The 26,938-nt window shown below is 66.8% G+C and carries 24 protein-coding genes and 1 pseudogene; 2 read left to right on the top strand and 23 right to left on the bottom strand.

All coding sequences use genetic code 11. From position 1 onward, the window contains the following. Positions 1–192: 192 nt before the first annotated feature. From F1193_RS08600 to F1193_RS08550, 12 genes are all read right to left on the bottom strand, one after another. Positions 193–1,932 carry a relaxase/mobilization nuclease domain-containing protein gene (locus F1193_RS08600; RefSeq protein ID WP_150097339.1) on the bottom strand — a complete coding sequence of 580 codons (1,740 nt, stop codon included), beginning with the start codon at positions 1,930–1,932 and terminating at the stop codon, positions 193–195. A 244-nt stretch (positions 1,933–2,176) separates the two neighbouring features. Further along, positions 2,177–2,965, bottom strand: a complete 789-nt coding sequence (locus tag F1193_RS08595; protein WP_246164222.1) for a lytic transglycosylase domain-containing protein — start codon at positions 2,963–2,965, stop codon at positions 2,177–2,179. A gap of 4 nt (positions 2,966–2,969) precedes the next feature. After that, positions 2,970–3,314 carry a DUF736 domain-containing protein gene (locus F1193_RS08590; RefSeq protein ID WP_150097271.1) on the bottom strand — a complete coding sequence of 115 codons (345 nt, stop codon included), beginning with the start codon at positions 3,312–3,314 and terminating at the stop codon, positions 2,970–2,972. Positions 3,315–3,348: 34 nt separating this feature from the next. Continuing rightward, on the bottom strand, positions 3,349–3,894 hold the full coding sequence (locus F1193_RS08585) for a S26 family signal peptidase (protein ID WP_150097270.1): 546 nt from the start codon (positions 3,892–3,894) through the stop codon (positions 3,349–3,351). Then, entirely contained in the window at positions 3,891–4,400 is a 510-nt protein-coding gene (locus F1193_RS08580; RefSeq protein ID WP_150097269.1) for a DUF2840 domain-containing protein, read from the bottom strand. Before F1193_RS08580 ends, F1193_RS08585 begins: the two co-directional genes overlap by 4 nt. Further along, positions 4,397–4,651 carry a hypothetical protein gene (locus F1193_RS08575; protein WP_150097268.1) on the bottom strand — a complete coding sequence of 85 codons (255 nt, stop codon included), beginning with the start codon at positions 4,649–4,651 and terminating at the stop codon, positions 4,397–4,399. The genes F1193_RS08580 and F1193_RS08575 overlap by 4 nt, the downstream gene beginning before the upstream one ends. Further along, on the bottom strand, positions 4,648–5,286 hold the full coding sequence (parA, locus tag F1193_RS08570) for a ParA family partition ATPase (protein ID WP_150097267.1): 639 nt from the start codon (positions 5,284–5,286) through the stop codon (positions 4,648–4,650). The genes F1193_RS08575 and parA overlap by 4 nt, the downstream gene beginning before the upstream one ends. Continuing rightward, entirely contained in the window at positions 5,283–6,431 is a 1,149-nt protein-coding gene (locus tag F1193_RS08565; protein ID WP_150097337.1) for a replication initiator protein A, read from the bottom strand. Before F1193_RS08565 ends, parA begins: the two co-directional genes overlap by 4 nt. A gap of 20 nt (positions 6,432–6,451) precedes the next feature. Continuing rightward, positions 6,452–6,736: a helix-turn-helix transcriptional regulator gene (locus F1193_RS08560; protein ID WP_150097266.1), complete on the bottom strand. Its 285-nt coding sequence runs from the start codon at positions 6,734–6,736 to the stop codon at positions 6,452–6,454. 149 nt (positions 6,737–6,885) lie between these two features. After that, a complete protein-coding gene (locus F1193_RS08555; RefSeq protein ID WP_246164220.1) occupies positions 6,886–7,494 on the bottom strand; it encodes a DUF2285 domain-containing protein in 609 nt (202 codons plus the stop codon). Then, positions 7,436–7,642 (bottom strand): transcriptional regulator domain-containing protein, encoded by a 207-nt coding sequence (locus tag F1193_RS17785; RefSeq protein WP_425457224.1) that lies wholly within the window; start codon positions 7,640–7,642, stop codon positions 7,436–7,438. The genes F1193_RS08555 and F1193_RS17785 overlap by 59 nt, the downstream gene beginning before the upstream one ends. Before the next feature lie 187 nt (positions 7,643–7,829). After that, positions 7,830–8,099, bottom strand: coding sequence for a DNA -binding domain-containing protein (locus F1193_RS08550; protein WP_150097265.1), 270 nt, complete (start codon positions 8,097–8,099; stop codon positions 7,830–7,832). A gap of 137 nt (positions 8,100–8,236) precedes the next feature. Here F1193_RS08550 and F1193_RS08545 point away from each other — a divergent pair, with 137 nt between their 5' ends. Continuing rightward, positions 8,237–8,509, top strand: coding sequence for a helix-turn-helix domain-containing protein (locus F1193_RS08545; RefSeq protein WP_342781798.1), 273 nt, complete (start codon positions 8,237–8,239; stop codon positions 8,507–8,509). A gap of 60 nt (positions 8,510–8,569) precedes the next feature. Here F1193_RS08545 and F1193_RS08540 read toward each other — a convergent pair whose 3' ends face one another. The 9 genes from F1193_RS08540 to F1193_RS08500 form a co-directional block, all read right to left on the bottom strand. Next, positions 8,570–8,893: a DUF736 domain-containing protein gene (locus F1193_RS08540; protein WP_150097264.1), complete on the bottom strand. Its 324-nt coding sequence runs from the start codon at positions 8,891–8,893 to the stop codon at positions 8,570–8,572. A gap of 520 nt (positions 8,894–9,413) precedes the next feature. Beyond that, entirely contained in the window at positions 9,414–10,076 is a 663-nt protein-coding gene (locus tag F1193_RS08535) for a hypothetical protein (RefSeq protein ID WP_150097263.1), read from the bottom strand. Next, entirely contained in the window at positions 10,073–11,005 is a 933-nt protein-coding gene (locus F1193_RS08530) for a DUF2493 domain-containing protein (protein ID WP_150097262.1), read from the bottom strand. Before F1193_RS08530 ends, F1193_RS08535 begins: the two co-directional genes overlap by 4 nt. A 357-nt stretch (positions 11,006–11,362) precedes the next feature. Continuing rightward, the gene (locus tag F1193_RS08525) at positions 11,363–12,424 is read right to left on the bottom strand and encodes a DUF7146 domain-containing protein (protein WP_150097261.1); all 1,062 of its coding nucleotides are present in this window, start codon (positions 12,422–12,424) and stop codon (positions 11,363–11,365) included. A gap of 2 nt (positions 12,425–12,426) precedes the next feature. Further along, positions 12,427–16,776: a strawberry notch family protein gene (locus F1193_RS08520; protein ID WP_150097260.1), complete on the bottom strand. Its 4,350-nt coding sequence runs from the start codon at positions 16,774–16,776 to the stop codon at positions 12,427–12,429. A gap of 151 nt (positions 16,777–16,927) precedes the next feature. Further along, a complete protein-coding gene (locus F1193_RS08515) occupies positions 16,928–17,527 on the bottom strand; it encodes a DUF6927 domain-containing protein (protein ID WP_150097259.1) in 600 nt (199 codons plus the stop codon). Between the two features lie 82 nt (positions 17,528–17,609). After that, entirely contained in the window at positions 17,610–18,356 is a 747-nt protein-coding gene (locus tag F1193_RS08510) for a hypothetical protein (protein ID WP_150097258.1), read from the bottom strand. Positions 18,357–18,462: 106 nt separating this feature from the next. After that, positions 18,463–20,556 (bottom strand): ParB/RepB/Spo0J family partition protein, encoded by a 2,094-nt coding sequence (locus F1193_RS08505; protein ID WP_150097257.1) that lies wholly within the window; start codon positions 20,554–20,556, stop codon positions 18,463–18,465. A gap of 154 nt (positions 20,557–20,710) precedes the next feature. Next, complete coding sequence (locus F1193_RS08500; RefSeq protein WP_150097256.1) at positions 20,711–21,673, bottom strand: ArdC family protein; 963 nt, start codon at positions 21,671–21,673, stop codon at positions 20,711–20,713. Positions 21,674–21,810: 137 nt separating this feature from the next. Between F1193_RS08500 and F1193_RS08495 the strand changes: the two are divergent. Then, positions 21,811–22,079 (top strand): annotated as a pseudogene (locus tag F1193_RS08495) (IS66 family transposase); the annotation flags it as partial. Between the two features lie 6 nt (positions 22,080–22,085). On the opposite strand, the gene F1193_RS08490 reads toward F1193_RS08495, so the two are convergent. Further along, positions 22,086–25,343 carry an error-prone DNA polymerase gene (locus F1193_RS08490; RefSeq protein ID WP_150097255.1) on the bottom strand — a complete coding sequence of 1,086 codons (3,258 nt, stop codon included), beginning with the start codon at positions 25,341–25,343 and terminating at the stop codon, positions 22,086–22,088. Beyond that, positions 25,340–26,863 carry a Y-family DNA polymerase gene (locus tag F1193_RS08485; RefSeq protein ID WP_150097254.1) on the bottom strand — a complete coding sequence of 508 codons (1,524 nt, stop codon included), beginning with the start codon at positions 26,861–26,863 and terminating at the stop codon, positions 25,340–25,342. The genes F1193_RS08490 and F1193_RS08485 overlap by 4 nt, the downstream gene beginning before the upstream one ends. Positions 26,864–26,938: the final 75 nt, after the last annotated feature.

The raw sequence follows: 26,938 nt of genomic DNA, 5'->3' as shown, positions 1-26,938 counted from the left end.
CTTGATCTGGCCGGATGCCGTGCCACGGCTTGCGAATGGCGCGAGCAACCTTGTTCGACGGTGTCGCGTCATCAGGCATACCAACTCGGGACGCTGGTCGAGCAGGCCGTCGAAACGCAGTCCCCTGGGCGCTGGACGCGCGGGCACGAAAGTCGGCTCGCGCTCTCCTGAAACGAGAGTGATTGGTGTCTATTATCGCCCGAGCCCCCGTTGCCGCCCGAAGCTCCAATCGACGCCTCCGTCGCCTCGCGCGAGGCCTGAGACATGGCGGCCGAGCTGCTTTTCGAGCGACGGCGACCAGGGCACGAGCTGAAATCCCATTCCGTCGTCGATCATGGCGAAGCGGCCAGAGGCGAGCGCGAAGCGCTGCCGGTAGGTCCCGGCGACATACTCTCCGGTCCCGGCGCGTGTCAGTGGGCGGCCGGTTTCGGCGGCCAGCCGCCGGCCGAGCGCGTCCAGCTCGCGCCGGCGCAGCGTCTCGATCAGATTGGATTGGAAGCTGACGCCACGACTCTGGCGCTCGGCGAGGCCCTGTCCGATCAGGTGCTCGGCGCGACGGGACATCGCCTCGCGCACCTCCGCACCGAAGCCCGCGCCGCCGAGGGCCACCGGCTCGCGGGCGATGGCCTGGCGGTCGAGCCAGGTGGCACCGGTCGCGGTGACCTGCCGCTCGATCGAGAGGTCGGAACGGACCGCCAGCGCCACCCGGCGCCGGCCGTGGGCGTCATCGAACTTGCGCAGCTCGACGATGGAGCCCGCCGCGCCATCGCCGGCGGCGTCGAGATCGGGCAGCTTGATGTGGTGGGTGCGACCGTCGGCGCCGTCGACCACCGCATAGGCCGTGCCGTTCAGCTCGTCGTCGAGGCCCCGAGCGACCAGCCGGCCGATGACGGGAACGTCCAGGCTCTCGCCCGCCAGCACATAGCTGGCGGCGCCACGCTTGATGCCGCGTTCGGTCAGGCCGCGGTGAATGCGTTTGATGATGTCGCCGCGCTCGCCGAGTTCCCGCAAGGTCGGCTCGGCTTTGTCCGCCATGACCCACTGGCCAGGACCAACCTGGTCGGCGAGGCCGAGGGATTCCAGCTTGCGCAGACGGCCGACCTTGAGGGCATGGAATTCGTCGGGTTGCCGGTCGGGATGTGGCGCAAGGTCGATGACGCCGGTCCGGTCAGCGTCACGGGCAAGCTGCCGGTCGAGGTTGGTCCAGCGCTCCGTGCCGATCTGGCGCTCGAGGGTGCGGCGGATTTCCTGATCGGTGCGCGGCCCAAGTTCCTGGGTGATCAGATCCCGCGCCCGATCGCGCATGCCCTCCTTGATGTAGTCGCGCGAGATGACGAGGTTCTCGCCGTCCTCGCGCACGCCGCGGACGATGAGGTGGACGTGGGGATGCTCGGTGTTCCAGTGATCGACACCGACCCAATCGAGGCGCGTTGCGAGGTCCTTCTCCATCTGCTGGGCGAGATCCCGGGTAAAGGCCTTGAGGTCGGACAGCTCCAAGGCGTCGTCGGGCGAGACGATGAAGCGGAAATGATGTCGATCCTCCGCACACCGCTCCGCGAACGCCGCGGGATCGGCGTCTTCAGTGCCGGGGCCGAAAAGCCGGGCCTTCTCTCCGTCCCGGGTGACGCCCGCCCGGCGCAGATAGCCAAGGTGGGTGGCGAGCGGCGCCTGGCGTCCATTGTGGCGGACCACCCGCGCCTTGACGACAGCGCCGCGCGAGCGCGCGGTGATGAACCGGTTGGCCTGCACGGAGGCGCGCTGGCCCCGGCCGAACCGCGAGCGGTGACCAGCCCCGATCGTCCCGTTCCGGGAGACAGCTCCGCCGGCGCGCTCAGCAGCGGCCAGCGCTTGGGCGATGAAGGGTCGGGCGCGCTGGGCTCTTGTCGAGCGGATGCGGCCCGGCCGGATGCGGAAATCGTCTTCGCCGCTCATGGCCGCAATCCCGCCCATCGCGTTATGGCGATAATTTTCCTGGAAAATTGCTGAATTCGCAGGCTGCGCCGGTTCGGCGCACCTCGTAAAATTGTCGCGCAAGCGACTGAAAAACCACGACCGGACCGGAGCGCACCTCGCGGCCCTTTATCCTGCCATCTGACGGTCGTGCTCATCAGCAAAGTTCGCGTCCATCCTGGACACGCGACAGGCCACGCCAAAGCGCGAAGGCATGCGATTGCGCTCATTGCGTCGCTTCCGCACCAAAGCGCTGCACAAACAGACCGTCGGATTGCGGCGCAATCGCCGAAAGATCGACAACAAAATGGTGCGTCGACGTGAGCTCGGATTGCACGCCGGGCGTCGTTCGATAGGCAGCCGGCGCGGTCTGGGCCTGAACAACGAACAGCGGCGCACGGGCCCAGGCTTGCGGATTGGCGATGGTCGCGACCGCGCCATCGGCCTGATTGCCCCCGACCAGCGGAGCGAGAGCCGCGACATAATCCTGCGTCTCGGCAGGGAGCGCCCGACCCGTCGTCAGGTGCTCCTCGTAACGGTCCGGACCGGCATTGTAGGCGGCCAGGAACCCCGGCGCACCGAAGCGCTCGCGCATCTCGCGGAGATAAGCCGCACCGGCCAGGATATTGTCGCGAGGGTCAAAGGGATCGATCCCCAGACCATGCCGGATGCGAAGCTCGGCCCAGGTGTTGGGCATGATCTGCATCAAGCCCATCGCGCCAGCTGGCGACACCGCCCGTGCATCGCCGCCGCTCTCGGCGCGGATCACGGCGCGGATCAACGGCGCCGGCATGTCGAAGCGATGCGCCGCCTCCGCGATGAAGGCAGCGACGGGATCAGCCGATTTTGCGGCCGCCGAGGGCGCGCTTTGAGCATAGACCGGTGACAAAGACACTGTCGTCAGCGGCACGCCGGTCAGCATGACGGCAAGCACGACAACGGCCACCCTGTTGACGGGCGACTGCGCTTTGGATGCGTGGCGGGACCATAGGGCCAGAGACTGCCGGGCATGCATGATGTCACGTCCGATCATCGTGCCGGGAGGGACGAGTCCACACCAGATGGAAGCTTAATCCCTCGGCATCAGCCTGGAACAAATTGGCGCGGATCGGCTGCGTAAAGGCCGGATCGTCGATCACGACCGACACGTACGCGCCGGCTTTGTCGCTGGTGCGATGCCAGCCGGCGCCGACCTCAGCTCCATTGCCGTCCGTGCCGACATGGATGCGGTAGTCCGGGGCTGCAGCTGTCGTGCCATTGGTCTTGTCGACGGGGACGAGGGTGAGTTCGACGTCCAGCGAGAGTGTCCGCAAGCGCCCGGAATAGCCGTCGCTGGTACGCTTGAAGCTGCCGATATGAGCCATGATCGGTCTCCGGTTGGTGGAGTGAAGCGGAATGTCATCGCGTCGGGGCGCGCCATCGGAAATGGCCGTCGCCGTCTTCGTCGGTCCACAGTGGCGTCGCGCGGCCGACGATCGAATTGACTGGAACCGGCCCAAAATATCGGCCATCGAGGCTATCGGAGGATTGCCAGTTCATCAGGAAGACCTCGCCCTGGCGAAGCGTCCGGCAGCCCTGCCAGACCGGCAGATCGCGACCCCGGCTGTCGCGTTCACGTGCGCTGCCGATGGCGAGACCGTTGACCGTGACGCGGAGGTTGTCGCGGCAGACTTTGTGTCCTGCCAGTGCCAGCACCCGCTTCATCAGCCGCACGCCGCGCGGGACGTAGCCGCCCGCCGCAAGGAAGCTGGCGATCGCCTCGGGTGGCTCGATCACGACAAGGTCGGTGACCTCGAATCCGCCCAGCGGATTGATCGCATAGAGCCCGATCGGCACGCTGGCGCTGGCGTTCCAGATGAGCGTCTTGGGCAGCTCGGTGAACGGCGGGATGGCGATCCCTATCGTTGCGAAAAAGGTTGCTGTGAGCCATCCGCGGCGCGTCATGGCTCGGTTCTCCGGCGCAACAACCAGGCGGCATGCCGTTCTCTTGTGTAGGGACGCGGCTCATAGCCGGCGGTCAGGCGGCTCTGGACGTGTCGCCAATGATCCGGCGCGGCGTCAACCGGATCGATGCCGACAGCCTGAACGGCATCGATGGCCCGAAGCGCCCGTTCGACCTTGGGCCAGCCGTCAATCCGCAGCAGGATATCACCGCCCGGGCGCACGAATGGCAAGGTCGTATAGGGCTCGGCCGGCGCAATGGCGCGCACGATATCGATGCGCGAGATGACCGTACCGAAGTCATTCGACGCCCATCGCACGAAGGCGAAGATGCTGTCCGGTGCGAAGCTGACGATGCGCCGGTGGCGATCGAGGATTTTCTCCTCGGCATAGCGGCCAAAGCGCAGCCAATGTTCGATGCGCTTTTCGTGCCACGTCAGCTCGACATGCGTGAGGGTCGCCGTCGCGCCATCAAGGACTGTTTGACCAAGCAGCGGGCTGCCGATCATGGTGTGCCTCCATCGGTGTCGGAAAAGGTCCGGGACAAGAGATCGCGCAGCATGTCGGCGACGGTGATGCCGCGCTGGAAGGCTTCGATCTTGATGCGGCCACGCAGCGCCGGGGTGATGTCGATGGTCAGGCGAGCGGTGAAGCCATCGGCATTGGCGCGGCCTGCTGGCGGCGCGGCGGAGGCCTTCACCCAGCTCTCGGCATTGCCAGGCCGGGAGGCGAAGCGGCGGCGGTCCTCGCGCTGGGTCATCGCATCAGCCTCTCGACTTCGGCGGCGAGCGCGGCGATCTCGCGCGCCGCTGCGCTCATAGGGTCGACGTCGAACACCAGCCGGCCTGTTCGCGCCGCATCGGCGAAGGCGACGCGCTGGCCGATGGTCGCGGTGAATGCCGGTGGATCGTGGTCGACGAGCGTCTCGGCCGTTTCGCGCGCGATGATGGTGCGAGCATCGCAACGGTTGAGAACGAAGCGGGCACGGAGTTCCGGGCGGAAGATGCGGGCCTCAACGATCAGCTTCAGCATCTCGCCGGAGCCCCAGCCATCGAACGGCGAGGGCTGGGCCGGGATCAGCACGAGGTCGGCGGCGAGGAGCGCCGAGCGCATCAGCGCGGCGACGCGTGGCGGTCCGTCGATGACGACATGATCGGCATGCCGGGCGAGTTCCGGTGCCTCGCGGTGCAAGGTGTCGCGGGCCAGCCCGACGACGCCGAACAGCCGCGGCAGGCCTTCCCTGGAGCGCTGCTCGGACCAGTCGAGCGCGGAGCCCTGCGGGTCTGCATCGATCAACGTGACGCGCCGACCCTGCCGAGCCCATTGCCCGGCGAGATGCAGCGCCAGCGTCGTCTTGCCGACACCACCCTTCTGGTTGAGGAGCGCCACGATCATGATGCGCCCTCCGGCTTCGGCGGGACCGGACGAGAGGTCGCGGGAGACCTCACCTCGAGGGCGCGGGGCCTTGAGAGCGCCGACGGATCAGCGTCTTCTCGAATGCCCCTTGAACCCGACTTAAGGGGCTGTTGCGGCGAAGTTTTCCACAGGGGCGCCCCTCTAAAGTTAGATCTATCTAAGTTAGATTCTAAGTTAGGGGCGCCGATTTGTCTTTTCTGCCCGTGGCTTAGGCTCGATTTCCGTTCCCGATGGCACGCAGGGGCCGTTCCTGATGTCACGTCGGGTTGGGTTCCTGACAGCACGAAACCGCCGGCAGGTTTTCCACAGGCCGGCTCGAACGCCAGCAGCACGCGACCGCTGGCCTCGACCTCGACGAACAGGGTGTAGCCGGGCAGCGGCTGGCGGCGGATGATGTCGCGCAGCTCGAAGGCGAAGCGTCGGAACGGCGACAGGCTGCCGGACTTCACATGAAGATGGCGGAAGTCGAACCGCCAGCCGGAGCGCTGGCGGCCGCAATGCTTGCGCACCAGGCGATAGAGCCAGCGCTCAAGACCGCCGGTCAGCGCGAAGTACGCCTTGTCGATGGTGAGGACCAGCGCGCCCTCCACGATGGCGCGGTAGAACCAGTCCGGCAGGATCATCTGGATGCCTCCAGGACGGCCGGGACCGCGGTCGAGCTGGGTCCACTCGTTGATCCACGAGAAGCGGTGCAGGCGGCGCTCTGAGCGCTGATGGAGGGACGTTAGAACCGTGGTCGACTGCAGGCGGTCGAACGCCGCCTTGAGGCGCAGGTAGTCGCGCAGCGAGGTGCCGCGGCCGATGAAGGTCAGGATCTCGTAGGGCGTTGCCGCCATCAGCCGCGACGTGGTGAGGCCGGCGTCGCGGGCCTCGACGAGTTGGGAGGCCGCCCAGATCAGCACGTCGGCGTCCCAGATCGTCGCCATGCCGTGCTCCGGCACGGCTTCGACCCGGATGGTGACGTCGCCGGCCGTAAAGTCGATCGGCGTGGTGCGGTGGGTCTTGGCGAGGCTGAAGAACGGGTAGGCCATGAGATCCTGCGCGTCGCGGGGCGCTAGATCACCGCGGAGTGCGCGGAACAGCTCGAGCTGTTCGCCAGAGCCTGTGCGAGGTCGCATCGACATGGGATGAGCCAACGATGCGATCAACGACGGGGCTGGCCGGCATTGGCCAGCAAGATCGCGGCATGGCGCTTGGCGGGAAGCACCTGGCCGATGCCGGGGTCGGAGGTCGATGCTTTGAGGCCGAGCTCGACCCAGGCCACCAGGTCCTCGAGGCGATAGACGACCCGGCCGCCGAGCTTGCAGTAGCGCGGCCCGGTGCCGTAGGTGCGGTGCTTTTCCAGGGTGCGGCCGGAGAGACCGAGGAAGCGTGCGGCTTCGGGCGTGCGCAGATAGCGCGGCGGGAGCTGCGAATTGGCGGCGGACATGGTGACCTCCGTGATGCCGACGGTGGCTGCCGAGAACCGGCGGCCGATGGCGATCACGGTGGCGGAGGCGAGCCGCGAAGGGGGATGGTGAAGTTGGGGGGGGCTAAATTCACCACCCCTCCGGGACGGGCGATCCTGATCGTCCTCGGTCAGTCGGACCGGCGGAGACCGAGAAGCCTGCGATAGTCCCCGCGCATCATGTCGTAGCCGGTGCGGACCAAGCGGATGACCGAATCGCGAACCGACGAGGTCTTCCAGGGCTCGGATGCGAGGTGCCTCGGCTCGAACAGTGCTTCGGCAATGATTCGGTAGCTCGCACCCGCCAGACGGCCATCGAGCGCCCGCAAGGCCGCGATCAGGCGATCACGACGGCGAACTGGACGCGAGGGCGTTGGTGGCCGCGCCCGGCCGACAAACCGCCAGAATCGCACGGCCGCCTCGGCGCGCTGCGGCGCGGTGTCATCGAGTGGAATGATCGCAGCCATCGGCGTGGCGGCGTCCAGCACGCCAACCACCAGAAGCTGGTGATCGACCGTGCCATCGTGGATCATCAGGTGGGTGCCGTCTTCGGCGTCGCGCCGGATGAAGCCGTCGGGCAAATCCAGCAGCGAAATCGCCGGCGCCAACGTGTCGGCGGGCGCCGCAGTCAGGACGACGACAGACGCCAATTCGTCGGCGCGCCAGAAGACCGGGGATTGATCAGCGCGTTGAGCGGGATCGGCGAGGAAATCGCAATCCCCAGCGCCGCGCCGGACCATCGGTCCTGTCATCCGCGTGCGCTGAGGAAGCTCCAAAGGCGAGGTGGTAGTCTGGATTGCGGCGCAGAAATTCCCACGCAAGGGCCGCTGGATCCAAGGTGTCGGCGTATTCGTAGGCGGCGCTTGACCGCCAGTCTTCCTTCGACACGGGCAGCTCTCCCTTCGGTTAAACCAGAGCTTGACCTATTCAACTTTTGATTCGTGTCTCAGATGCGGCGATTACCGGGCGCAAATTGGTATCACGGTGCCGATGGCGGATCAGCATTCCGCAGTCACGCAAAAGCGGCAGTGCGGGTTTGGATAGAAACTGACGCCAGGGCCGCCGATGACCGCAATCAGTTCGCCGACCGAAGCAGGCCACGATAGCCCTGGTCGCTCAGCCAACGGGCGCGAGCAAGGTGCGTATCAAAGGTGCGCCGTGCACGATCTGGTTCCAGCATCGGGTCGATCTGCAGCACGATTCGCGCAACTTCTTCCCAGGATGCACCATCGGCTGCCGCATCGAGCAGCCGAAGATAGGTCACGGTGTGCGTCCGATCATAGTCCGTCACTTGCGTGCTTGTCGGCGCAGTCTCGGCAACCGGAGGCGGCGGCGGAGAAGGCATGGGTTCATCTCGAAATCTGAAGTTTGGAAGATTATCGCCTTTCGAGGCGACGAGTCGACTCACGACTTGCGGTGTGGGCTCGGCCGGTCAGACCAAACGCCGCGTATTATAATACGTAGCGTTAAAATACGCATCTGGTGTCCATCCTGGCGATGGACATTCGGGACGTGTTCGGCAAAAACCTCTTACGGCTTCGCAAGCAAGCTGGCCTCAGCCAAGAGGGTGTCGCCGATCTCGCGGGTGTGGACCGCGCTCATATCGGCGCCATGGAACGCGGCGAGCAGAACGTCACGCTGCTGACACTGTGGCAGGTTGCGCACGCGCTGCATGTTCGGCCCGCGGACCTGCTCAACGAAGATCTTGCAGCTGGCAGCGACAGTTCCGCTCCGGACGGCTCGTCGTCCTCTTAAGGCCCGCCGGCTGGTTGAAGCTCCGCCCGGTCGATCCGGACGGAGCCTTGCGGGCGAGCTTCACTCGCCGTTGGCCTTGCGGCTTCGCGACCAGATCAGGGTGAAGCCGTCGCCGTCTTCGTCGTCGAACAAATTGGCGTAGATCGGCACGGTGAAGGAGGGGTCGTCGAGCTTGACCGAGAGATAGTCGCGGCCCTCGGCGGAGCGCTTTGACCATGCGGCACCGATTTCCGCCCTATGCACGAAGATGCGGTGGCTCGGGGCGTTGTCGCTGGCGCGGTTGGCCTCGGGAACGATGCGCACGTTCTTGGTCTGCACGCTGAGGGTGACGATCTCGCCCAGGAATTCGGTGCCGGACTTCTTGAAGGTGCCGATGGTCGCCATGGTCGTTCTCCTTGATCGCTGAATTCGGGCCGCGCCCATCGCGGCCTCGATGGCGATCGAAAGGCCGGAGGCGATCGACGCCGCATCCGTTAAGGACCGCAGCGCAGCGGAGGATGGCGCGGGCCCGACTTTGTTGTTGCGCGAGGAATGAGCGCGCCAGCGCTCAGGGGAAGAAAGTCGGGACCGGCCATTGCGGCATAGGCGATCGAGGCGAAGCCGGTCTCCGGCGCGATCACGCCATCCAAAGAGGCCGGGTGGGACGCCGGCTTGGCAGCGATGATGCTCAAGGAGGCCGTGGCGACTGTCGGCGCTAACGGGCCGGACCGGTTGGCGAGAGAACCCCCGCGTCAGACTTGCTGCGCATCGAATCAAACCCGGCAGCGCCAGAAACGACACCGCGCCGGTTCCCATCGAATAAGATGGGCCGTGCAGCCGGTGTTGCCGAAGTTCCCGCGATCGCCGAATGCCGCTCGATCTCGGCAAGCGAACGATGCCGATTGTCGGCAGATCACCCGACCGGTCACAGACGGCGCGTCGGCGCGGTCACCATCTGGTCGCTGGGCGGTGGGCCCAGCGATTGGTGAGACGGCCCGCCGGCTGACGGCGTCTCCGGCGTCATCGGGGCGAGCGCGAGGCGGGCCAGGGCGCTCCCGGCGACGGCGACCGCACCGATGATCGCGACCGCAGCCTGCCAGCGCGGATCAGCGATCGCCAGCGTCGACAGGCCGTGGGCGACGGAATAGCCGGCCATGCCGGCCGGCACTGCGAACGCCAGTGCGACAAGGCCGCGGATCCAGGCCGAGCGGGCGAAGGCGAGCATCAGCTGGCCGCCGAGCCACACCGCAACGCCAGCCAGGATGCCGATACCGACGGGGGCGGCTGCCCCGCCGCCGTCGTGATAGACCCACATGCCAAGGGAGATCGCCGCGTACAGCGGGAGGGCGTAGACGGCGAGGGTGAAGAACAGCCAGCAGCAAGTGCCGATGCCGAGGAGAATGCCGAGGATGAGCACGATGGAGGTCTCCGCTAAAGATGAGCTGAGCGATCGTGCCTCCACCTTCACCGTGGCACGATGGAATTGCAGCAACCAATGATGGCGTTGATGCGGCGAGCGTCGCCAATCGCCGCCGGCACGACGCTGTGGTTCGGTGACGTGGTGTTGGAGGTGGCGTGCGGCGCTCACGTGCCGCTGCCGAACTTCCACACCGGGATGCCGAGCTTCTTGGCCTTGTCGGCGAGGTTGGCCTGAATGCCGGAGCCCGGGAACACCATGACCCCGATCGGCAGCACCTCGAGCATCTGGTCGTTGCGTTTGAACGGCGCGGCCTTGGCGTGCTTGGTCCAGTCCGGCTTGAAGGCGATCTGTGGCACTTTGCGGTGGTCGGCCCAACGTGCGGCGATGCGCTCTGCGCCCTTGGGTGATCCGCCGTGCAGTAGCACCATGTCGGGATGCTTGGCGTGGACCTTGTCGAGTTTGTCCCAGATCAGGTGATGATCGTTGAAATCGAGCCCGCCGGTGAAGGCCACCTTGGGGCCGGCCGGCAGCAGCACCTCGGTCTCGATGCGGCGTTTGGCGGCGAGGAAGTCGCGGCTGTCGATCATGGCCGAGGTCAGGGTGCGATGGTTGACCATCGAGCCTGACCGTGGCCGCCAGGCCGAGTGGGTGTGGCGCTCGAACTGGTCGGCGGCCTGGTCGCGGAAGAATTCCATGCCGTTGCGCCGTTCGATCAGCGTGATGCCCTGCGCGGTGAGGCGCTCCAGTTCGACAGAGCGGACTTCGGAGCCGTCCTGCTCAGTCTGGCTGCGCCTTTGTGCCTGCTCATTGTCGTCGAGTTCGCGCTCGATTCGAAGGGCGGCGCGGTGGAACAGATTGACGGTTGACCACAAGAGGTCGTCGAGGTCGGGTTCAAGGCGGGTGTCGTTCAAAGCGACGATCAGGGCGTCGAAGATGTCGGCGACAGCGCCGGCAATGAGGCGAGCGTCAGGGAGCGGCCGCGGATCGGGGTCGTCCTCGAACGGTCGGAAGCCGTAGAGTTGGAGTTCGGCGAGGACGTGCCCGGTCGGGGATGAGGTGAGCGCTTCAAATCCGGCGTCGTCGTGATCGGTGGTCATGGTGAGCTTCCTTCGTCGGGGTGGCCGCGCCCATCGCGGCCTTCCTGGCGACGAAAGCCGGCGGACGCACCGGACCTGCACCGCGAAGCAAAGCGGGAGCGGCCGGAGCGAAGCGGAGGATGGCGGGGGCCGGCTATTTTGCCTCGCGATGTAAAGGCGGCGGACCTTTGGTCCCGGCGCGATTTGTCGCGTTAGGTGATCCGCCGCCGACGGAAAATAGTCGGCCCCCGCCATTGCCGGTCCGGGCGGCTTGCCGGCCCGATCGCCCTCTTTCAGAAGGCCGCGGGCGCGGTGCTCTCCGACGCCGCCGGGAAGCCCGCCGGGACGACGCGGCGGTGGCATAAGCGCAGAGGAACCTCACCTGGTTCGGGACGAGTGCCACGGTCCCATGAAACGGGCGACGTCTTCGGGAACGATCTGAACCCGGACAGCCGCGCGCAGTGCGTCGAGGCCGAGTGCCCGGAGGTCGGCGTTGAAGTCATCCTGCCGCGGCGACAGCGTAATCGCCTCGATCCCGGCCGTGGTCGCCCGCCTGGTCAGGGTCTGCACTGCGCTGTCGCCCGCCGGATCGGTGTCGCGGGCGATGTAGAGCCGGCTCAGTGTTGCCGGGAACAGGATGGCGGCGAGGTGCGCGGCCGACAGTGCCGCCAGCATTGGCATGGTGGGCAAGCTCATGCGCAGAGACAGCAGGGTGTCGATGCCTTCGCCGGCGGCCAGGACATCGTCGGCGACACCGAACCGCACGCCGTGCCCGAGGAGATGGCCCATCGCGCGTCTCGGCGTGTCGACTGGCGCCTTGTCCCGGCCCGTTGGGTCGAGCCAGGTGCGATGCGCCCCGGTGATCGTGCCGGTCAGGTCGGTGACGGCAGCGATCATCGCCGGCCAGGTCTCGGTCGGCGAGGCAGGGTCAGGGCGATAGTAGCAGCGCGGGTGGAAGCGGAGATTGCCGGTTCCGGGCAGAGCCGTAATGCCGCGTTTGCGCAGATACGTCTCTGCGGTTGTACCCGCAATCGGCACCGACATGGCGAACAGGCGCCGCGCCGAATCCGAGGATCCGACCGACGCCGATGACGGCCGTTGTCGGCATCCAAGTTCCGGCTTCAGCTCGGGTCGGGGCAGGCTGAGGAAGTGACGGGCCTCCTCGGCGACATCGCGAAAGTCGATGAAACCGCAGCTCTTGCGGATCACGTCGAGGAGATCGCCATGTTCGGCTGAGGCGGCATCACGCCAATGCCCGGCGGCGCCGGGACCGGATTCCGGTCCTTTCAGCCGGACGAAAAGGGAACGGCCGGGCGTATTCCGCACGTCGCCCACCAGCCAGTAGCGGCCCTCGCGGCGGCCGTTGGAAAGATAATGGCGGCACACCGCCTCGGCCTCGCGCGCGAGACGCTGCGCCAGATCGGCAGCATACGCGGCCATCGTCAGGCTGCCGTCCGATCAATGATGCGCAAGAGCGGGTAGCGCTCCATCACCTTCGCCAGGACCGCCGGGCCGGCCGCGTCGGTCGGCACGAACATCCGGAGTTTCCAGGCGATGATCTCGTGGAACAGTCCGTAAGCCCGCAGCCGATCGCGCATCGCGTCGGTGAAGCCGGTCAGCTCGATGCGGTCCACGCCCATGATCCGGGCGCGGCGAAGCTGGAGCCCCTCGGTGAGATCAAGGACGGCTCTGCCGTCGATCAGCGCGGAGAAGGCGCCCTCCGTCGACAGGCAGGGCGTACTGGTTTCGAACGCGCTGGCCACCCAGGCCGGCGAGACCTTGCGGCCGACGATGCGCTCTCCCGCGTCAGTCTGCAGCCGGTAGACGCGGCTCGATTCGTTCGGCAAGCGCTTCCAGATCGGCAGAAGAAGGCCCGCGACGATGTGGATCGTGCTGTCAGTGAACTCCGGCACGTCAGCAAGTTCCGTTTGCCATGCCCGGGCGAAGGTCTCGCGGTCGATTTCCTGCCAGTGGGTTTGCAGCATCGTCGCGAGCGGCATCGTCAATTGGTCCATCGGCCGGACGAGCCGCACCCGGCGTTCGACATCGCCGTCATCCAGCATCACGCTGCGAGCCGGCACCTGAACGGCGGCGCGGCCCGACTGGCTGTTGACCAGCAGCTGGCTCCGAGGATCGGACAGCCTGTCCAGCGCCTCATCGAGCGTCAGCGGCCGATTGCGCTCGCGCTTGGTGATGGTGAGGAGCCGGGTTTCGGCGGCGGTGCCGGGATGGGTGTAGATGGTCCGCCGGTCGGTGACGACAAAGCTCTCGGCCGTCAGCGTCTCCAGCCCGACGTCATAGGTTCCCGACGCGATCGCCCCCTCAATGCGGGCGGCCAGAAGCTGCTCGAACGCGGTGAACAGGACGTTCTGGAGGTCGATGGGGAGCGCCAGCATCCGGTTGAGGAAGGTGGTGATCGGCGGCAGTTCGTCCTTGATGCCGGTGCTGTCGGTGAGCTTGAGGCCGGTCGCATCCTCGAAAGCCTGGAGCGCGCAATTCTCGACCTTGCCCATGACCAGCAGCAGATAGAGCTGGCGCAAGGCATCTCGGGCGTAATGGCTCTCCAGATTGTCCTCCGGCCTGAACAGGCCCTGGCCGCCGGTCTGGCGCTGGCCTTTGGTGATGGCGCCCAGCGTGTCGAGCCGGCGGGCAATGGTGGAAAGGAAGCGCTTTTCGGCCTTCACATTGGTCGCAATCGGCCGAAACAGCGGCGGTTGGGCCTGGTTGGTGCGGTTGGTGCGTCCCAGGCCCTGGATGGCGGCGTCGGCCTTCCAGCCGGGCTCGAGGAGATAATGGACCCGCAGACGGCGGTTCCGCACGGAAAGCTCGGCGTGGTAGCTGCGGCCGGTGCCGCCAGCATCCGAGAACACCAGGATGCGTTTTTGGTCATCCATGAAGGCTGCCGTCTCGGCGAGGTTTGCCGATCCTGCGCGGGTCTCGACGGCAAAACGCTCGGCACCGTCCGCCCCTCGCTTGCGGACGATCCGGCGCGAGCGGCCGGTGACCTCGGCCACTATGTCGGTGCCGAAGCGCTGGACGATCTGATCGAGCGCGCCCGGAACCGGCGGCAGCGCGGCCAGCGTCTCGATCAATTTGTCCCGCCGCGCGACGGCGTCCCGGCTCTCGACCGGCTGGCCGTCGCGATAGACCGGACGCGACGACAGATTGCCCTCGCTGTCGGTGAACGGCTCGTAGAGCTGGGTCGGGAAGCTGTGCGCCAGATAGTCCAGGACGTATTCGCGCGGCGTGATATCGAGCTGGACGTCACCCCAGTCCTCGGTCGGAATCTGTGAGAGCCGGCGCTCCATCAGCGCCTCGCCGGTCGAGACGATCTGGATCACAGCGGCATGGCCGGCGTCGAGATCGCGCTCGATCGCGGCGATCAGCGTCGGCGTTTTCATCGCGGTGATGAGGTGGTTGAAGAAGCGCTGCTTGGCGCTCTCGAAGGCCGAGCGCGCCGCGGATTTGGCCTGGGCGTTCAGCGTGCCGGTTTCGCCTGTGACGTTGGTCGCCTTCAGCGCGGCGTCGAGATTGTTGTGGATAACCTGGAACGCCCCGGCATAGGCGTCATAGATGCGGATCTGCTCACAGGTCAGCCGGTGCTCGACCAGCTCGTACTCCACGCCGTCGTAGGACAGCGAGCGCGCCGCGTAGAGGCCGAGCGCCTTCAAATCCCGCGCCAGCACCTCCATGGCGGCGACGCCGCCGGCCTCGATCGCCTCGACGAACTCGGCGCGTGTGGTGAACGGGAAATCCTCAGCCCCCCAGAGACCGAGGCGCTGGGCATAAGCGAGATTGTGGACGGTGGTGGCGCCGGTCGCCGAGACATAGACGATCCGGGCGTCGGGCAGCGCATGCTGCAGACGCAGGCCGGCGCGGCCCTGCTGCGAGGCGGCCTGATCGCCGCGCTCGCCTTTGCCGCCGGCCGCGTTCTGCATGGCGTGGCTTTCGTCGAACACGATGACCCCGTCGAAATCGGCGCCCAACCATTCAACGATCTGGCGTACCCGCGAAACCTTCTCCTCGCGACCTTCGGAGCGCAGCGTGGCGTAGGTGGCAAATAGGATGCCGTGCTCCAACCGAATCGCCGTGCCTTGCCGGAAGCGCGACAGCGGCGTGATCAGGAGCCGTTCCTGCCCGAGCGCCGACCAGTCGCGCTGGGCGTCTTCGATCAGCTTGTCGGACTTCGACACCCACACCGCGCGGCGGCGGCCCTTCAGCCAGTTGTCGAGCAGGATGCCGGCGACCTGACGGCCCTTGCCGGCGCCGGTGCCGTCGCCGAGAAACCAGCCCTGGCGGAACCGGACGGCCTTCGCCGCGTCCTCGGGAGCTGCCGAGACGACATCGAAGGTCTCGTCCACCGTCCATGATCCGGCGAGGTGGCGGCCGTGGGCTTCGCCGGCATGGATGACGCTCTCCAATTGGGCGTCGGACAGAAGGCTATTCGACACGGCGTTCGCCGGCAGGTGCGGCCGGTAGGACGGCTTGGGCGGCGCGACCGACGCCATCGCCGCCGATTGCACCAGCTTGGTGGGGTGGGCCTGAGAGCCGGGAATGCGGATCGACTGCAATCCGTAGGTCTCATAAAGCGCATCGGTGATGCGTCCGCCCTCGACCGGCGTCCAATCGACGGTCTCATAAGCGAGTTCGACCGCCTCCGGCTCTGGCGCCACCGCCGAACCGGAAGACGGCCGCACAACCTGCGTGCGACCTTTTCGAGGAGGGGCCGCGCGGATGACGGCGGCCCGAAAGGCAGACGGCGCCACCGGCACTCGGGCTGGGACATGGTCGATGACCCAGCCGAGCAGCGTGGCGGCATCTGGAGCAATCCCGGGTGAATCAGGGAACAGCTTCGGGTCGGCAGCCGGCTGCTTTTCGATCACGGTCAGGCGCGTATCGATGGTTGTGCCATGCTTGGCGTAAACCGAACCGTCGATTGCGGCGGAGAACACGACGCGGCCTCGCTCCTGCAGACGGACGAACGCATCCCTCCAAGCGGGATTGTCCGATGTGAAGCTTGCCCCGGTGATGGTTACGAGGCGGCCGCCATCGGCGAGGCGCGCGAGCGCGGCGGCAACATGGCGGTAGGCAGCGTCCGCCATTCGCCCGGTGACGTTGGCCATGGCGGAGAATGGCGGGTTCATCAACACGACGCTCGGGACAAGGCCGATGTCGAGATGATCGTCGATCTGCGCCGCGTCGAACCGGGTGACGGCGGAGCCGGGAAAGAGGTGGCCGAGCAGATCGGCGCGAGCTGGCGCCAGTTCATTGAGCGCAAGCGATCCGCCGGCGAGCTCAGTGAAGATGGCGAGAAGTCCGGTTCCGGCCGAGGGCTCCAGCACGAGGTCGGCGGGCGTGATGCCGGCGGCGTGCGCCGCCACGAATCCGAGGCCGATCGGCGTTGAGAATTGCTGGAGCGCCTGGCTCTCTTCGGTACGCCGGGTATGGGTCGGCAGAAACCCGGCCACCTTGCCCAGCATCGCCAGCATGGCGGCGGGCGAAGCAGCCCGCGCGCGCATCACCGGGCCAAATTTGCGCAGAAACAGGACGGTGGCCGCTTCGCAGGCGTCATAGGCGCTCTTCCAGTCCCAGGCGCCGCCAGCGTCCGAACCATTGAAGGTCGTGGCCATGGCGGTGCGGAGGATCGCGGCGTCAATGCGCCGACCGCGTTCGAGATCGGCAAGGAGCAGGCTTGCCGCCGCGATCAGCGCGGAGCCGGTGCTGGCCTGCTGGGTGATGGGCGCGCAGGCAGGCGCGGCCGCGACGGCGGCCGAGAGCGCAAGGTGGGTCATGGGAAAAGCTCGAGAGAGCGGGACCGGGACGAACCGAGGGGCGCTCTCTCCACCCCATCGGCTCAAACCCCGTCCCGGCTGTCCTCTGCCTTTCGGTGCGGCCCAAGAAGAAAAGGGCCCGGCGCTGATCGCCGGACCCTATTCTGTACGCTCATCCCGGCGGTGGATTGAGGAGCCGGTAGGTTCGGTTCTTGATATTGGGAATGCGATAAAGGCTGTTGGAGCCGGGCGCACGGAACAGCACGGAACGGTGGCTGCGCGGGTTGGCGACCACCTCGAGCTGATCGAAGCGTCTTCCGTCCGCGAAGGCCAGCGGTTCGTCAAAGACGATCACTTGGCCTGCGCGCGGGTTCGGTTTGGCGGCATTGATGCGGCGAGCTCTGATGCTGTCGCGGCAGCGGGCCCGCCATTGCAACGCAAGTTGAGAATCGGTCGGGGTCAGCAGATCGAGGATCGATTCGGGGCAATCACACGCATTCGGCCCCATTGATTCGCACATGTCCTTATAGCCAAAGATATAGCCCTCACGGTCGCGCGGGCTGTATCGGACGAGACAGATGACGGCCCCGACCTCGCGTTCGCCGGCGGCGATCCGGAGCTGTTCCACGGCGGCATAATAGACGCGCATGCCGACAAGTGCTGAGCGCAGCACGTTTGAAATCGCATCTCGACGCTCATAAGTGAACTGGGCATCGAGATATTGGCGCGGGCCGGAATGGCCCTTGAGGGATTGCATGTAGAGCCAGCCCATGGCCGTCTCCTGATCATATGAGGGATGGCGATGCAGCGCGCAGGTGAGCGGCCGCACCGTGATGGATGGACAATCCCGGCGATCAGCCGGCCGAAGCGAGCCGCTGCTCGGCGTGACGGATCGCGGCGAGCGCGGCGCGGAACCCGGCTGCACCTTGCTCCTCCGACAGGTCGCTGCAGGCGATGACGGCAAGGCAGGCGGCGTGAACATCGGCGGCACTGACCGCGTCGGTCGTCAGTCGGGTGAGTGCGGGGTCGGCCTCGATGATCTGGGCGACCTGTCGCCTGACGGTGTCTTCGCAAAGGCGGAGCAGAACATGAACACCGTCATCTCCGGCATCTTCCTCCATCTCCGCGAGGAAGCCCTCAAGGATGTCGTTGGTGGATTTGCCGAGAATCGCGTCTGCGGTGATCAGTTCGGCCATACCGCCGAAGCCGTCCGGTCGCATTCTTGAACAGGTGAAGGATGTGACCACCGTGACGTAGCGCAGCGTGGATGAGCGCCGGACAATGTCCTGGAAGATGAACTCCCAGGACGTGCCGCTGAGATCGATTTCGATCGTGGCATCGTCAGGGGGCGGGGCTGGCAGATGATCTGTGACATAAGTGGCCGCCGTGCTGACGATTCCAGCAGAGGCTTCGAGTGCCGTTTGGAGTTTGCCGCGGTGAAGCCCGATGGCGTTGCTCGGGCCATCGGCGGCGTGAAAATACAACGTCTCGCCGTCCGCTTCGGCGTCGAAGATGTGACTGAGCACGAGACGTTCGAGCGGCGTCATGTCGACGATCGGGATCGGCTGTTGAATCACGGTGGGCGAGAAATAGTCGGCCATGTTGGAACTCCTGATGCGAAAGCCCGGCGCGACGGCCGGGCTCCGGGTTGGATTGAACGCGAAATGTAGACGGGCGACCGAAGCCGTTCCCCCGCACCGGCCGTGGTTATTCGGCCGCGACGGCGTGCGGCTGGGGCTGTTCGGGATCGGCGCCGCTGGCGTCGCCGTCCTCGTCATCGCCGAGGAAGGCGGGCAGCGCCTCGACCTCACCCGTCGGCTCCTCGGCGGACGTCCGTGCCTCGGTCATGCGCAGCGGTTCGGGCAGCCAACCCGTGCCATCAAGCAGCCGTTCGGCTTCCCTCGCCATGTCCGGCTTCTTCAGATGATCGATGAGCTGGGCGGAGGCGTCGCCCTTTGCTTCCCGCACGGCTTCAAGAATTCGCGCCTTCGGCACCCGACCGAGATAATTATCGATCGTCGGCCGCCAGCCCGCCGCCGCCATGTCGAGATCGACGGCCTGCGCGAGCTTGTTGCCGTGATCGAGCGCGGCATCACGCCGGCTCCACGGCTCCTTGACGACATTGACGGTGAGCGAGGCGCAGTGGGCAAACAGCGCGGCCTGGCTGTCGCCGTCGAAGCCGGTGAGCACATCCCAGAGCTCGCCCACGGTCTTTGGCAATTGCCGCGCCCAACTTTCGTGCCGCGCGTCGATCGCCTTGGCTGACGCGCTCTCCTTCAACCCCGGTGCCTGGGCGCTGAAGCCGGAGCTCTTCGCCACGATCTCCAGGCAGGTATCTGCGGCGCTCGCGTAGAAGGCGCTGAGGCAGAGCGCGTGCAACACTGCCTGGAAGGCGATGTTCGGCTTGTTTGCCACCGCGTCGCGCAGCGCCAAGGTGCTATGGGCGGCGAGTTCCATCACCAGTCGCTCGGACAGCGGACGGATGGCGTCGTCTTCGTCCGGCGTCTCGGCTCCAGGAGCCGGTGTGCCGCCAACGTGGATGACCGTCCGCGTGACATCAGGGTCGGAGCTGGCGACGATCGGAATCTCAGCGTCGCGCTTGGTGGGCTCGGCCGCGACCGGTGCTTCATCCTCGGGGCGAACGAACCCACGCTCGATCTTCAGCTTACCCCGGCCATCGACGCTGACGAAAACGCCGGCGCGGACGACGTCCTGCGGATCAAAGATGACGGGGCGGTCATCAAAGGCCGCGATGGCGGTCTCGATTTCGCCCAACCGGTGATCGACGTCGTCAGGTAATTCGTCGGCCTCGGCGTATTGCTGCTCAATAGCCGCATAGTCGGCCCTGAGCGCGGCGAGGTTCGCTTGCTCATCATCGGTGAGGTCAGCGGTCTTGCCGGGAAGACGCCGCAAGCCGGCTGTGTGGCCATAGGGCAGGTCGGCCGCGGCGACGATCCATTTCCAGCCCTCGGCACGCAGCGCATCGGCCTCGACCTGCAGCTTTTCGGTCACCAGCCGGTCGAGCAGACCCGGATCCTGCAACCAGCCGCCATCGTCGTGCTGGAACAGATCGCGCATGACGATGCCGCCTGCAGCCTCATAGGTCTCCATGCCGACGAATTGCGCCCGGCGGTCGGACGCCTGGACCGCACCCGCGGTGAGCTGGCGGCGGATATAATAGGGCTCGGTGTTGTGGGATTGCGACAGACCTTCCCAGACCTGGTCCTGCCGCGCATGGTCGCTGGTGACGGTGAACGCCATGAGCTGATCCAGCGTCATGCCATCCTCGGCATAGATGCTCAGGAGCTTGTCCGAGACCGCGGCGAGGCGCAGCCGCTGCTTCACGATCGCTCCGCTCACGAAAAACCGCGCCGCAATGTCCTCCTCGCTGAGGCCCTTGTCACGCAATGCCTGGAAGGCTCGAAACTGGTCGAGCGGATGGAGGGCGACGCGCTGAATGTTCTCGGCCAGTGAGTCCTCCTCCGCCCAGCCATCCTCGCGCACCACGCACGGGATTGGTGCGGTCTTGGCCAGACGCTTTTGCTTGACGAGGAGTTCGAGCGCGCGGAAGCGGCGGCCGCCGGCCGGAACCTCGAACATTCCGGTCTCATGGCTGTCAGCGTCCAGCACCGGCCGGACGCTGAGGCCCTGCAGCAGCGTGCGCCGGGCGATGTCCTCGGCCAGATCTTCGATCGAGATGCCGGCCTTGACGCGCCGGACATTCGACTGGCTCAGCACCAGCTTGTTGAAGGGAATGTCGCGCGAGGCGCTCAAACGTATCTTCTGAACGGCACTGGTCACGGCGGTGTCTCCATGACGGGCGACCGAAAGCTCTTCTCGATCTCCAACCCGTCACGGAAAACCCGGCCTTCCTCTCGCTCTCCTTGAAGGCGTAAAACCGGAAATCCATGGAGCAGGAAATCCGATCTTCAGGAAAGCAGGAAAAGCGCAACCCTCACGCCGCGTCCCGCTCATTGTCGGTTGACTGTTCGTCTGATGCTGAGGTCGCATCGGGCTGTAACGCCAGCACGTAGTCGGCTGCCTTGGAGGCGGCGCTGGCGGCGCGGACGATGGCACGGTCGTCCTCGCGCAGCACCTCCAGCCAGGAACCGACATAGTCGGCATGGCGCACGGTCGGCCTGATGCCGAGGGTGGCGCACACGAAGGCGCCGGCGATTTCGGCGACGAGTTCCTCGCGGGCATAGGATTTGGAGCCGAATGAGCCGGAAAGATCCCGGGCAAGACGGGAGCCGTGACCGCTCCAATGCGCCAGCTCGTGAAACGCCGTCCGATGCCAGTTGATCGGCTGGAAATAGGCCTGTGGCGGCGGTACCTGCACGAAATCGGCCAGAGGGTCGTAGAAGGCGCGTTGACCACCGATGCGGAAATCCGCGCCGGTGGCTTTGATCAGCGCCTCCGCCTGCGGCAGGATCAGCCCCTCTGGTGGCGGCGGAGCGGCGGTGGCAACGCCGTCCGCCAGGCCGTCGCATTGGCTGGTGTTGAAAACAGTGAAGCGCTTGAGGAATGGGATCGCGCCGGGCTCCTCGCCGGTCTCGGCGGCACGCTTGCGCTCGTCATCGGGGATGAAACGATCAGCATAGACCACGGTGGTGCCGCGCTCGCCCTTCCTGACGTTGCCGCCAAGGTCCAGGGCTTGGCGGAACGTGAGCCAGCTCTGGCCGGAGAAGCCCCGCTCGATGACCGCGCCCCACAGGATCAGCACATTGATCCCGGAATAGTGGCGGTTGGTGGATGCATTCTTCGGCATCGCGAGCGGCGCCTTGGTGGCGGTGGTTCCCCAGGGCTGGACCCAGGGCACGCGGCCGGCTTCGAGTTCCGTGATGATCTTGGATGTGATCTCCTCGTAGAGGCTGGCCCGATCACTACGAGATACGGCGTGGGAAGAGGAGCGTGACATCGCGGTTCTCCGCGACGGGCCGGCCGGAACCCCTTCTCGACCTCAAAACCCGTCACGGCGACAGCCGCCACCCTCTCGCTCTCGGCCGGGATGTCATTGCCGGCGCCGCACCCATCCTGCGCCTGCTTTCTGGGCAACAGCATCAGCCGCTCAGCCGACAGGCCAAGCGCTCCAGCCGGGAGGCGCGCCGCTCAGCCTGTCGACCCTGGCCGACGAGGTGGGTGCCTCCGCTGCGGTGCTGGCGCCGCTCCTCAAGCGCCTTGATGCGCATGTCTTTGCGGCCGAACGGCTTCATGGCAACGATCCGACCGCTCCGGTCCTTGCCAAGGGCAAGACGGACACTGGACGATGTTGGGTTTGCCGAGAACGACCAGGGATCGCGCCGCAAAACGTGGCGTTCAGATACGGTGTCTTACCGGAAATCCCGCGGCCTCAATCTGATCACCTCCGGTGGCGATTCGGGGATTGGCACGTCGTGCAGCGCTTCGGTGCCTGGCGAACACTCGCGCCGATCCCGGCCCGATGCGCCGTGGCGAACCTCGTCTCCCGTTCTTGGCGGCTGCAAGGATGCGGCGTCGCGATCCCCGACGCTAGCGAGCGCGTCGGTGAGATCTTCGAGGCGACGGGCAACAATATGCACCACCTCGCCCTCGCGCTGGATCTTGCCCTCGACACCTAGCAGGCTCGCGGCGAGGATGGTGCGGCGTTCACGCTCGAACAGGTCTCGCCACACCACGATGTTGGCGATGCCGGTGTCATCCTCGATGGTGATGAACATCACGCCCTTGGCCGAGCCCGGCCGCTGGCGGATCAGCACCAGGCCGGCGACGCGGACGAGCGCGCCATCGCGCTGCGCGGTGCCCTCCGCGCAGGTCAGGATCCGCCGGCGCGCAAGATCGGCGCGCAGGAAGGCGACCGGGTGGGCGCGCAGCGTCAGACCGACATGACCATAGTCCTCCACCACCTCACGTCCGGTGGTCATCGCGTTGAGCGCCACTGCCGGTTCGGTGATCTCAGAAACGATTGCACCTTCGCGCTGTGACGCTGCAGCGAACAGCGGCAACGGCTCGTCGCGTAGTGCCTTGAGCGCCCACAGCGCCTCGCGCCGGGCGAGGCCAAACGCCGGGCGAAAGGCGTCGGCCTCGGCGAGCATCACCAGGCTCGCGGCGGTCGCGCCGCAGCGTTGCCACAGCTCCTCGACGCTGGCGAACGGGTGGTCCCGCGCGGCGATGAGGTGGGCGGCGGCGGCATTGCCGAGGCCCTTCACCATGCGCAGGCCAAGCCGCACCGCGAACCGGCCTTCGCCGGTATCTTCCAGGGTGCAGTCCCAGCGCGAGGCATTGACGCAAACCGGGCGGACCTCGACGCCGTGTTCGCGGGCGTCCCGGACGATCTGCGCCGGGGCGTAGAAGCCCATCGGCTGGGCATTGAGCAGCGCGCAGCAGAACACGTTGGGATGGTGGCACTTCATCCACGCCGAGGCGTAGGCGATCAGCGCAAACGACGCGGCGTGGCTTTCCGGGAAGCCATAGGAGCCGAAGCCTTCGAGTTGGCGGAAGATGCGCTCGGCGAACTCCGGCGCATAACCGCGCGCCACCATCCCGGCGATCATTTTGTCGCGGAAGGTGCCGATGGTGCCGGTGTGCTTGAAGGTGGCCATGGCGCGGCGCAACTGGTCGGCCTCGCCCGGCGTGAAGCCGGCGCATTCAATGGCAATCCGCATCGCCTGTTCCTGGAACAGCGGCACGCCGAGCGTCTTGCCCAGCACCCTTTCCAGCTCCGGCTTGGGGAACTCCACCGGCTCCTTGCCTTCCCGGCGGCGCAGGTAAGGGTGGACCATGTCGCCCTGGATCGGACCGGGCCGCACGATGGCAACCTCGATGACGAGGTCGTAGAAGGTACGCGGCTTGGTGCGCGGCAGCATCGCCATCTGCGCCCGGCTCTCGATCTGGAACACGCCGACGGTGTCGGCTTTGCGGATCATCGCGAAGGTCGCCGCGTCCTCGGCGGGAATGGCAGCGAGGTCGAGCTCGGTGCCCTTGTGCTGATTGAGCAGCTCGAAGGCGCGCTTCATGCAGGACAGCATGCCGAGCGCCAGGCAATCGACCTTCATGAATTTCAGCGTGTCGATGTCGTCCTTGCCCCACTCGATGACCTGACGGTTCGCCATTGCCGCCGGCTCGATCGGCACCAATTCGTCGAGCCGATCCTGAGTCAGAACGAAGCCGCCGGGGTGCTGGGAGAGATGGCGCGGCGTACCGATCAGCGCGCGTGCCAGATCGAGCGTGAGGCGCAGCCGGCGGTCGTCAAGATTGAGGTTGAGGTCTTGGGCGTGCTTCTCCTCGGCGCCGCGGCTCCAGGTCGAGACCTGGGTTGAAAGCAGCTTGATGAGATCCTCGGAGAGGCCCAGCGCCTTGCCGACGTCGCGTAACGCGCCGCGGGCGCGATAGCGGATCACGACGGCGCACAACGCGGCGTGGTTGCGGCCGTAATGGTCGAACACCCATTGCAGCACCCTCTCGCGCCGCTCGTGCTCGAAATCGACGTCGATGTCCGGCGGCTCTTTGCGCTCCTGGCTGACGAAGCGCTCGAACAAAAGGTCGTTGCGCTCGGGGTCGATCGAGGTGATGCCGAGGACAAAGCACACCGCCGAATTGGCGGCCGAGCCACGGCCCTGGCACAGGATGCCTTGGCTGCGGGCATAGCGGACGATGGCGTTGACGGTGAGAAAATACGGCGCGTAGCCGAGCTCGCCGATCAAGGAGAGCTCGTGATTGAGGTCGCGCACCACCTTGTTCGGAACGCCCTCGGGATAGCGGCTTGCTGCGCCCTCCCAGGTCAGCTTCTCCAGCGTCTCGTGCGGCGTCAGCGCCACATCCGTGCGCTCCTCGGGATACTGATAGGCCAATTCGTCGAGCGAGAAGCGGCAACGCTCGGCAATCGCGATTGTGCGCGCCAGCGCCTCGGGATAGCGCGGGAACAGCCGGTGCATCTCGTCCGGCGATTTGAGATGGCAGTCGGCGGAGCGTTCGCGCTTGAACCCCAGCGCATCGATGGTGCAGCCTTCGCGGATGCAGGTCATCACGTCCTGCAGCCTGCGGCGTGATGGATGGTGGAACAGCACGTTGTTGGTGACGACGGTCTTCACGCCGGCCTTGGCGGCGAGCGTCGCAAGCTGATGAAGGCGAAGCTGGTCGCGCGGCCGGCGGTGCAATGTCAGCGCGAGATGGGCGTCTTCACGGAAAATGTCCGCCATGCGGTGGAGGTGGCCGGCGCACGTCTCATCCGCAACATCCGGCACCAGCACGCCGACCAGACCTTGCGCGGCCGAAGCGACATCGTCCCACGACAGCACGCACGCACCTTTGCCGCCGCGCCGCTTACCGAGCGACAACAGACGGCACATCCGGCCATAGGCGGCGCGGTCGGTGGGATAGACCAGCACGGTCGCGCCGTCGGTGAGATCGAGCCGGCAGCCGACGATCAGCCGGACGCCCGTCGTCTTCGCCGCCTCATGGGCGCGGACGATGCCGGCAAGGCTGCCACGGTCGGTGATCGCCAGGGCGGAAAGGCCGAGTTCGGCGGCGGTGGCGAACAGTTCCTCGCAGGAACTCGCCCCGCGCAGGAACGAGAAATGCGAGGTGCACTGAAGCTCGGCGTAGCGGCTCATCCGAACAGCCCATGGATGAACCAGCGCTGCGAACCGGTGGCGGGGTCCTCGCCGTCGCCTGCGCGGAACAGCCAGAAGCGATGGCCCGCCTCGTCCTCGACCTGGAAATAGTCGCGCACGGCCGCTGTCTCGGCTTCGTGCATCCACCATTCGCCGAACAGACGCTCGGGGCCATCGGCGCGGGTGACCCGGCGCCGCACGCCGCGCCAAGTGAAGGTCGCCGGCGGATGGTCAGGCAACAGCGCCAGGGTGTCGACCGGCTCGGGCGGATCCAGCAATCGCACCGGCCGCGGCCACTCCGCCTTCCACGTTGCCTGGACCGGCGGGGCGAGCGGCGCCACCCGGCACACCGCGCGCTCGGGAATGTCGCTCTCGACCGGTTGAAAGCGGTAGAGCCGCCGCGCGCCGACCCGGTTGGCCAGGGTGTCGATCAGGCCGGCGATGTCGGGCGCGGGCGCCTCGCCGAGTTCCGTCGCCGCCGGGCGATAGCCGAGCGGCTCGGCGATCAAAGCGATCAGCGTCATGCGCTCTATGCCGAAGCCGGGATCGATGGTCTCGATCTTCTCACCCAGCAGCCGGGTCAGGCGCTTCGTATCGCGCACCGGCTTCGCGGTGCCGATGCGCGCCGCCGCGATGTGGTTGTCGACGCGGTGGCAGAGGAGGTCGAGCCGGCGGACACCGAGGCCGCGATCCTCCAGCGCCGCGCACAGCTCGACCGTCAGCCGGCTCAAATAGCGCGCGATAGTCTCGGGCGCAGCGATCGGCTCGGCAAAGCCGCGCGTCACCTGGGCAAGCTCCGGTGTCACCACCGGGACGACCGGCTCCGCCACCCGACCGAACGCCTGATCGAGCCGCCGGCCAAGCTCCGGGCCGAAGCGCAGCGCCAGCGGCGCGCGCGGCTGGGCGGCAAGTTCGCCGATGCGCTCGAAGCCGAGGCGGTGCAGCGCATCGACGGTGGCGGGATCGAGCCGCAGTGCCGCGATCGACAGGTCGCAAATCGCCGCCGCCGTCTCGTCGTTCGCGACCACCCGCGTCGGCCGCGCCCGATAGCGCGCCAAGGCGTGGGCGGCGCCATAGGTGGCGGCCATCGCCGCCCGCGCAGAGACGCCGGACGCCTGAAGCCGCGCCACCAGCTCGTCGAGCATCGCCGCCTCGCCACCCTTGAGATGGGCGGCGCCGGTGGCATCGATCAGGAGGCCGTCCGGCGGATCGGCCGCCACCACCGGCGAGAACAGCCGCTGCGCCCACAGCGCCAGCCGGTGCAGCGCGTCCTCGTCGGCCACTGGCTCGGCCTCGAACACCGCGAGGTTCGGCACCAGCGCTTGGGCCTGGCTCGCCGCCATGCCGGGGCGGAGGCCGAGCCGCTGCGCTGCCACATCGGCCGCCGATACCACGCGCCGGCCGCCCTCGCGCCGGACCAGCACGACCGGCACGTCAGGCGGAGGCGCGGCGGCGGCGAGCTTGCGCCGCAGCCGGTCGGTCGGCCACCTCGGCAGATAGAGCGAGACGACCCGTTTCATCGCAGGCGTCCACCATGAACTCGGCGCACTCGCCAGCCCGGCAGCGGATCAGCTCGATCATCCAGCGCGCCCGCC

Origin of the sequence: Blastochloris sulfoviridis (assembly GCF_008630065.1) — a bacterium.
Classification (GTDB): Bacteria; Pseudomonadota; Alphaproteobacteria; order Rhizobiales; family Xanthobacteraceae; genus Blastochloris; species Blastochloris sulfoviridis.
Note: the sequence above shows the minus strand (reverse complement) of the source record. Positions and strands in the feature narration are given on the sequence as shown.

Bases quoted from the DNA above. Each gene is read 5' to 3' on its own strand.
- F1193_RS08510 (WP_150097258.1), bottom strand. From the start codon at position 18,356: ATGGCCGACTATTTCTCGCCCACCGTGATTCAACAGCCGATCCCGATC.
- F1193_RS08485 (WP_150097254.1), bottom strand. From the start codon at position 26,863: ATGAAACGGGTCGTCTCGCTCTATCTGCCGAGGTGGCCGACCGACCGG.
- F1193_RS08550 (WP_150097265.1), bottom strand. From the start codon at position 8,099: ATGCCTTCTCCGCCGCCGCCTCCGGTTGCCGAGACTGCGCCGACAAGC.
- F1193_RS08580 (WP_150097269.1), bottom strand. From the start codon at position 4,400: ATGATCGGCAGCCCGCTGCTTGGTCAAACAGTCCTTGATGGCGCGACG.
- F1193_RS08585 (WP_150097270.1), bottom strand. From the start codon at position 3,894: ATGACGCGCCGCGGATGGCTCACAGCAACCTTTTTCGCAACGATAGGG.
- F1193_RS08595 (WP_246164222.1), bottom strand. From the start codon at position 2,965: ATGCATGCCCGGCAGTCTCTGGCCCTATGGTCCCGCCACGCATCCAAA.
- F1193_RS08540 (WP_150097264.1), bottom strand. From the start codon at position 8,893: ATGGCGACCATCGGCACCTTCAAGAAGTCCGGCACCGAATTCCTGGGC.
- F1193_RS08490 (WP_150097255.1), bottom strand. From the start codon at position 25,343: ATGAGCCGCTACGCCGAGCTTCAGTGCACCTCGCATTTCTCGTTCCTG.
- F1193_RS08530 (WP_150097262.1), bottom strand. From the start codon at position 11,005: ATGACCACCGATCACGACGACGCCGGATTTGAAGCGCTCACCTCATCC.
- F1193_RS08590 (WP_150097271.1), bottom strand. From the start codon at position 3,314: ATGGCTCATATCGGCAGCTTCAAGCGTACCAGCGACGGCTATTCCGGG.
- parA (WP_150097267.1), bottom strand. From the start codon at position 5,286: ATGATCGTGGCGCTCCTCAACCAGAAGGGTGGTGTCGGCAAGACGACG.
- F1193_RS08575 (WP_150097268.1), bottom strand. From the start codon at position 4,651: ATGACCCAGCGCGAGGACCGCCGCCGCTTCGCCTCCCGGCCTGGCAAT.
- F1193_RS08560 (WP_150097266.1), bottom strand. From the start codon at position 6,736: ATGTCCGCCGCCAATTCGCAGCTCCCGCCGCGCTATCTGCGCACGCCC.
- F1193_RS08500 (WP_150097256.1), bottom strand. From the start codon at position 21,673: ATGTCACGCTCCTCTTCCCACGCCGTATCTCGTAGTGATCGGGCCAGC.
- F1193_RS08515 (WP_150097259.1), bottom strand. From the start codon at position 17,527: ATGGGCTGGCTCTACATGCAATCCCTCAAGGGCCATTCCGGCCCGCGC.
- F1193_RS08520 (WP_150097260.1), bottom strand. From the start codon at position 16,776: ATGACCCACCTTGCGCTCTCGGCCGCCGTCGCGGCCGCGCCTGCCTGC.
- F1193_RS08525 (WP_150097261.1), bottom strand. From the start codon at position 12,424: ATGGCCGCGTATGCTGCCGATCTGGCGCAGCGTCTCGCGCGCGAGGCC.
- F1193_RS08600 (WP_150097339.1), bottom strand. From the start codon at position 1,932: ATGAGCGGCGAAGACGATTTCCGCATCCGGCCGGGCCGCATCCGCTCG.
- F1193_RS08565 (WP_150097337.1), bottom strand. From the start codon at position 6,431: ATGTCGATGCGACCTCGCACAGGCTCTGGCGAACAGCTCGAGCTGTTC.
- F1193_RS08555 (WP_246164220.1), bottom strand. From the start codon at position 7,494: ATGGTCCGGCGCGGCGCTGGGGATTGCGATTTCCTCGCCGATCCCGCT.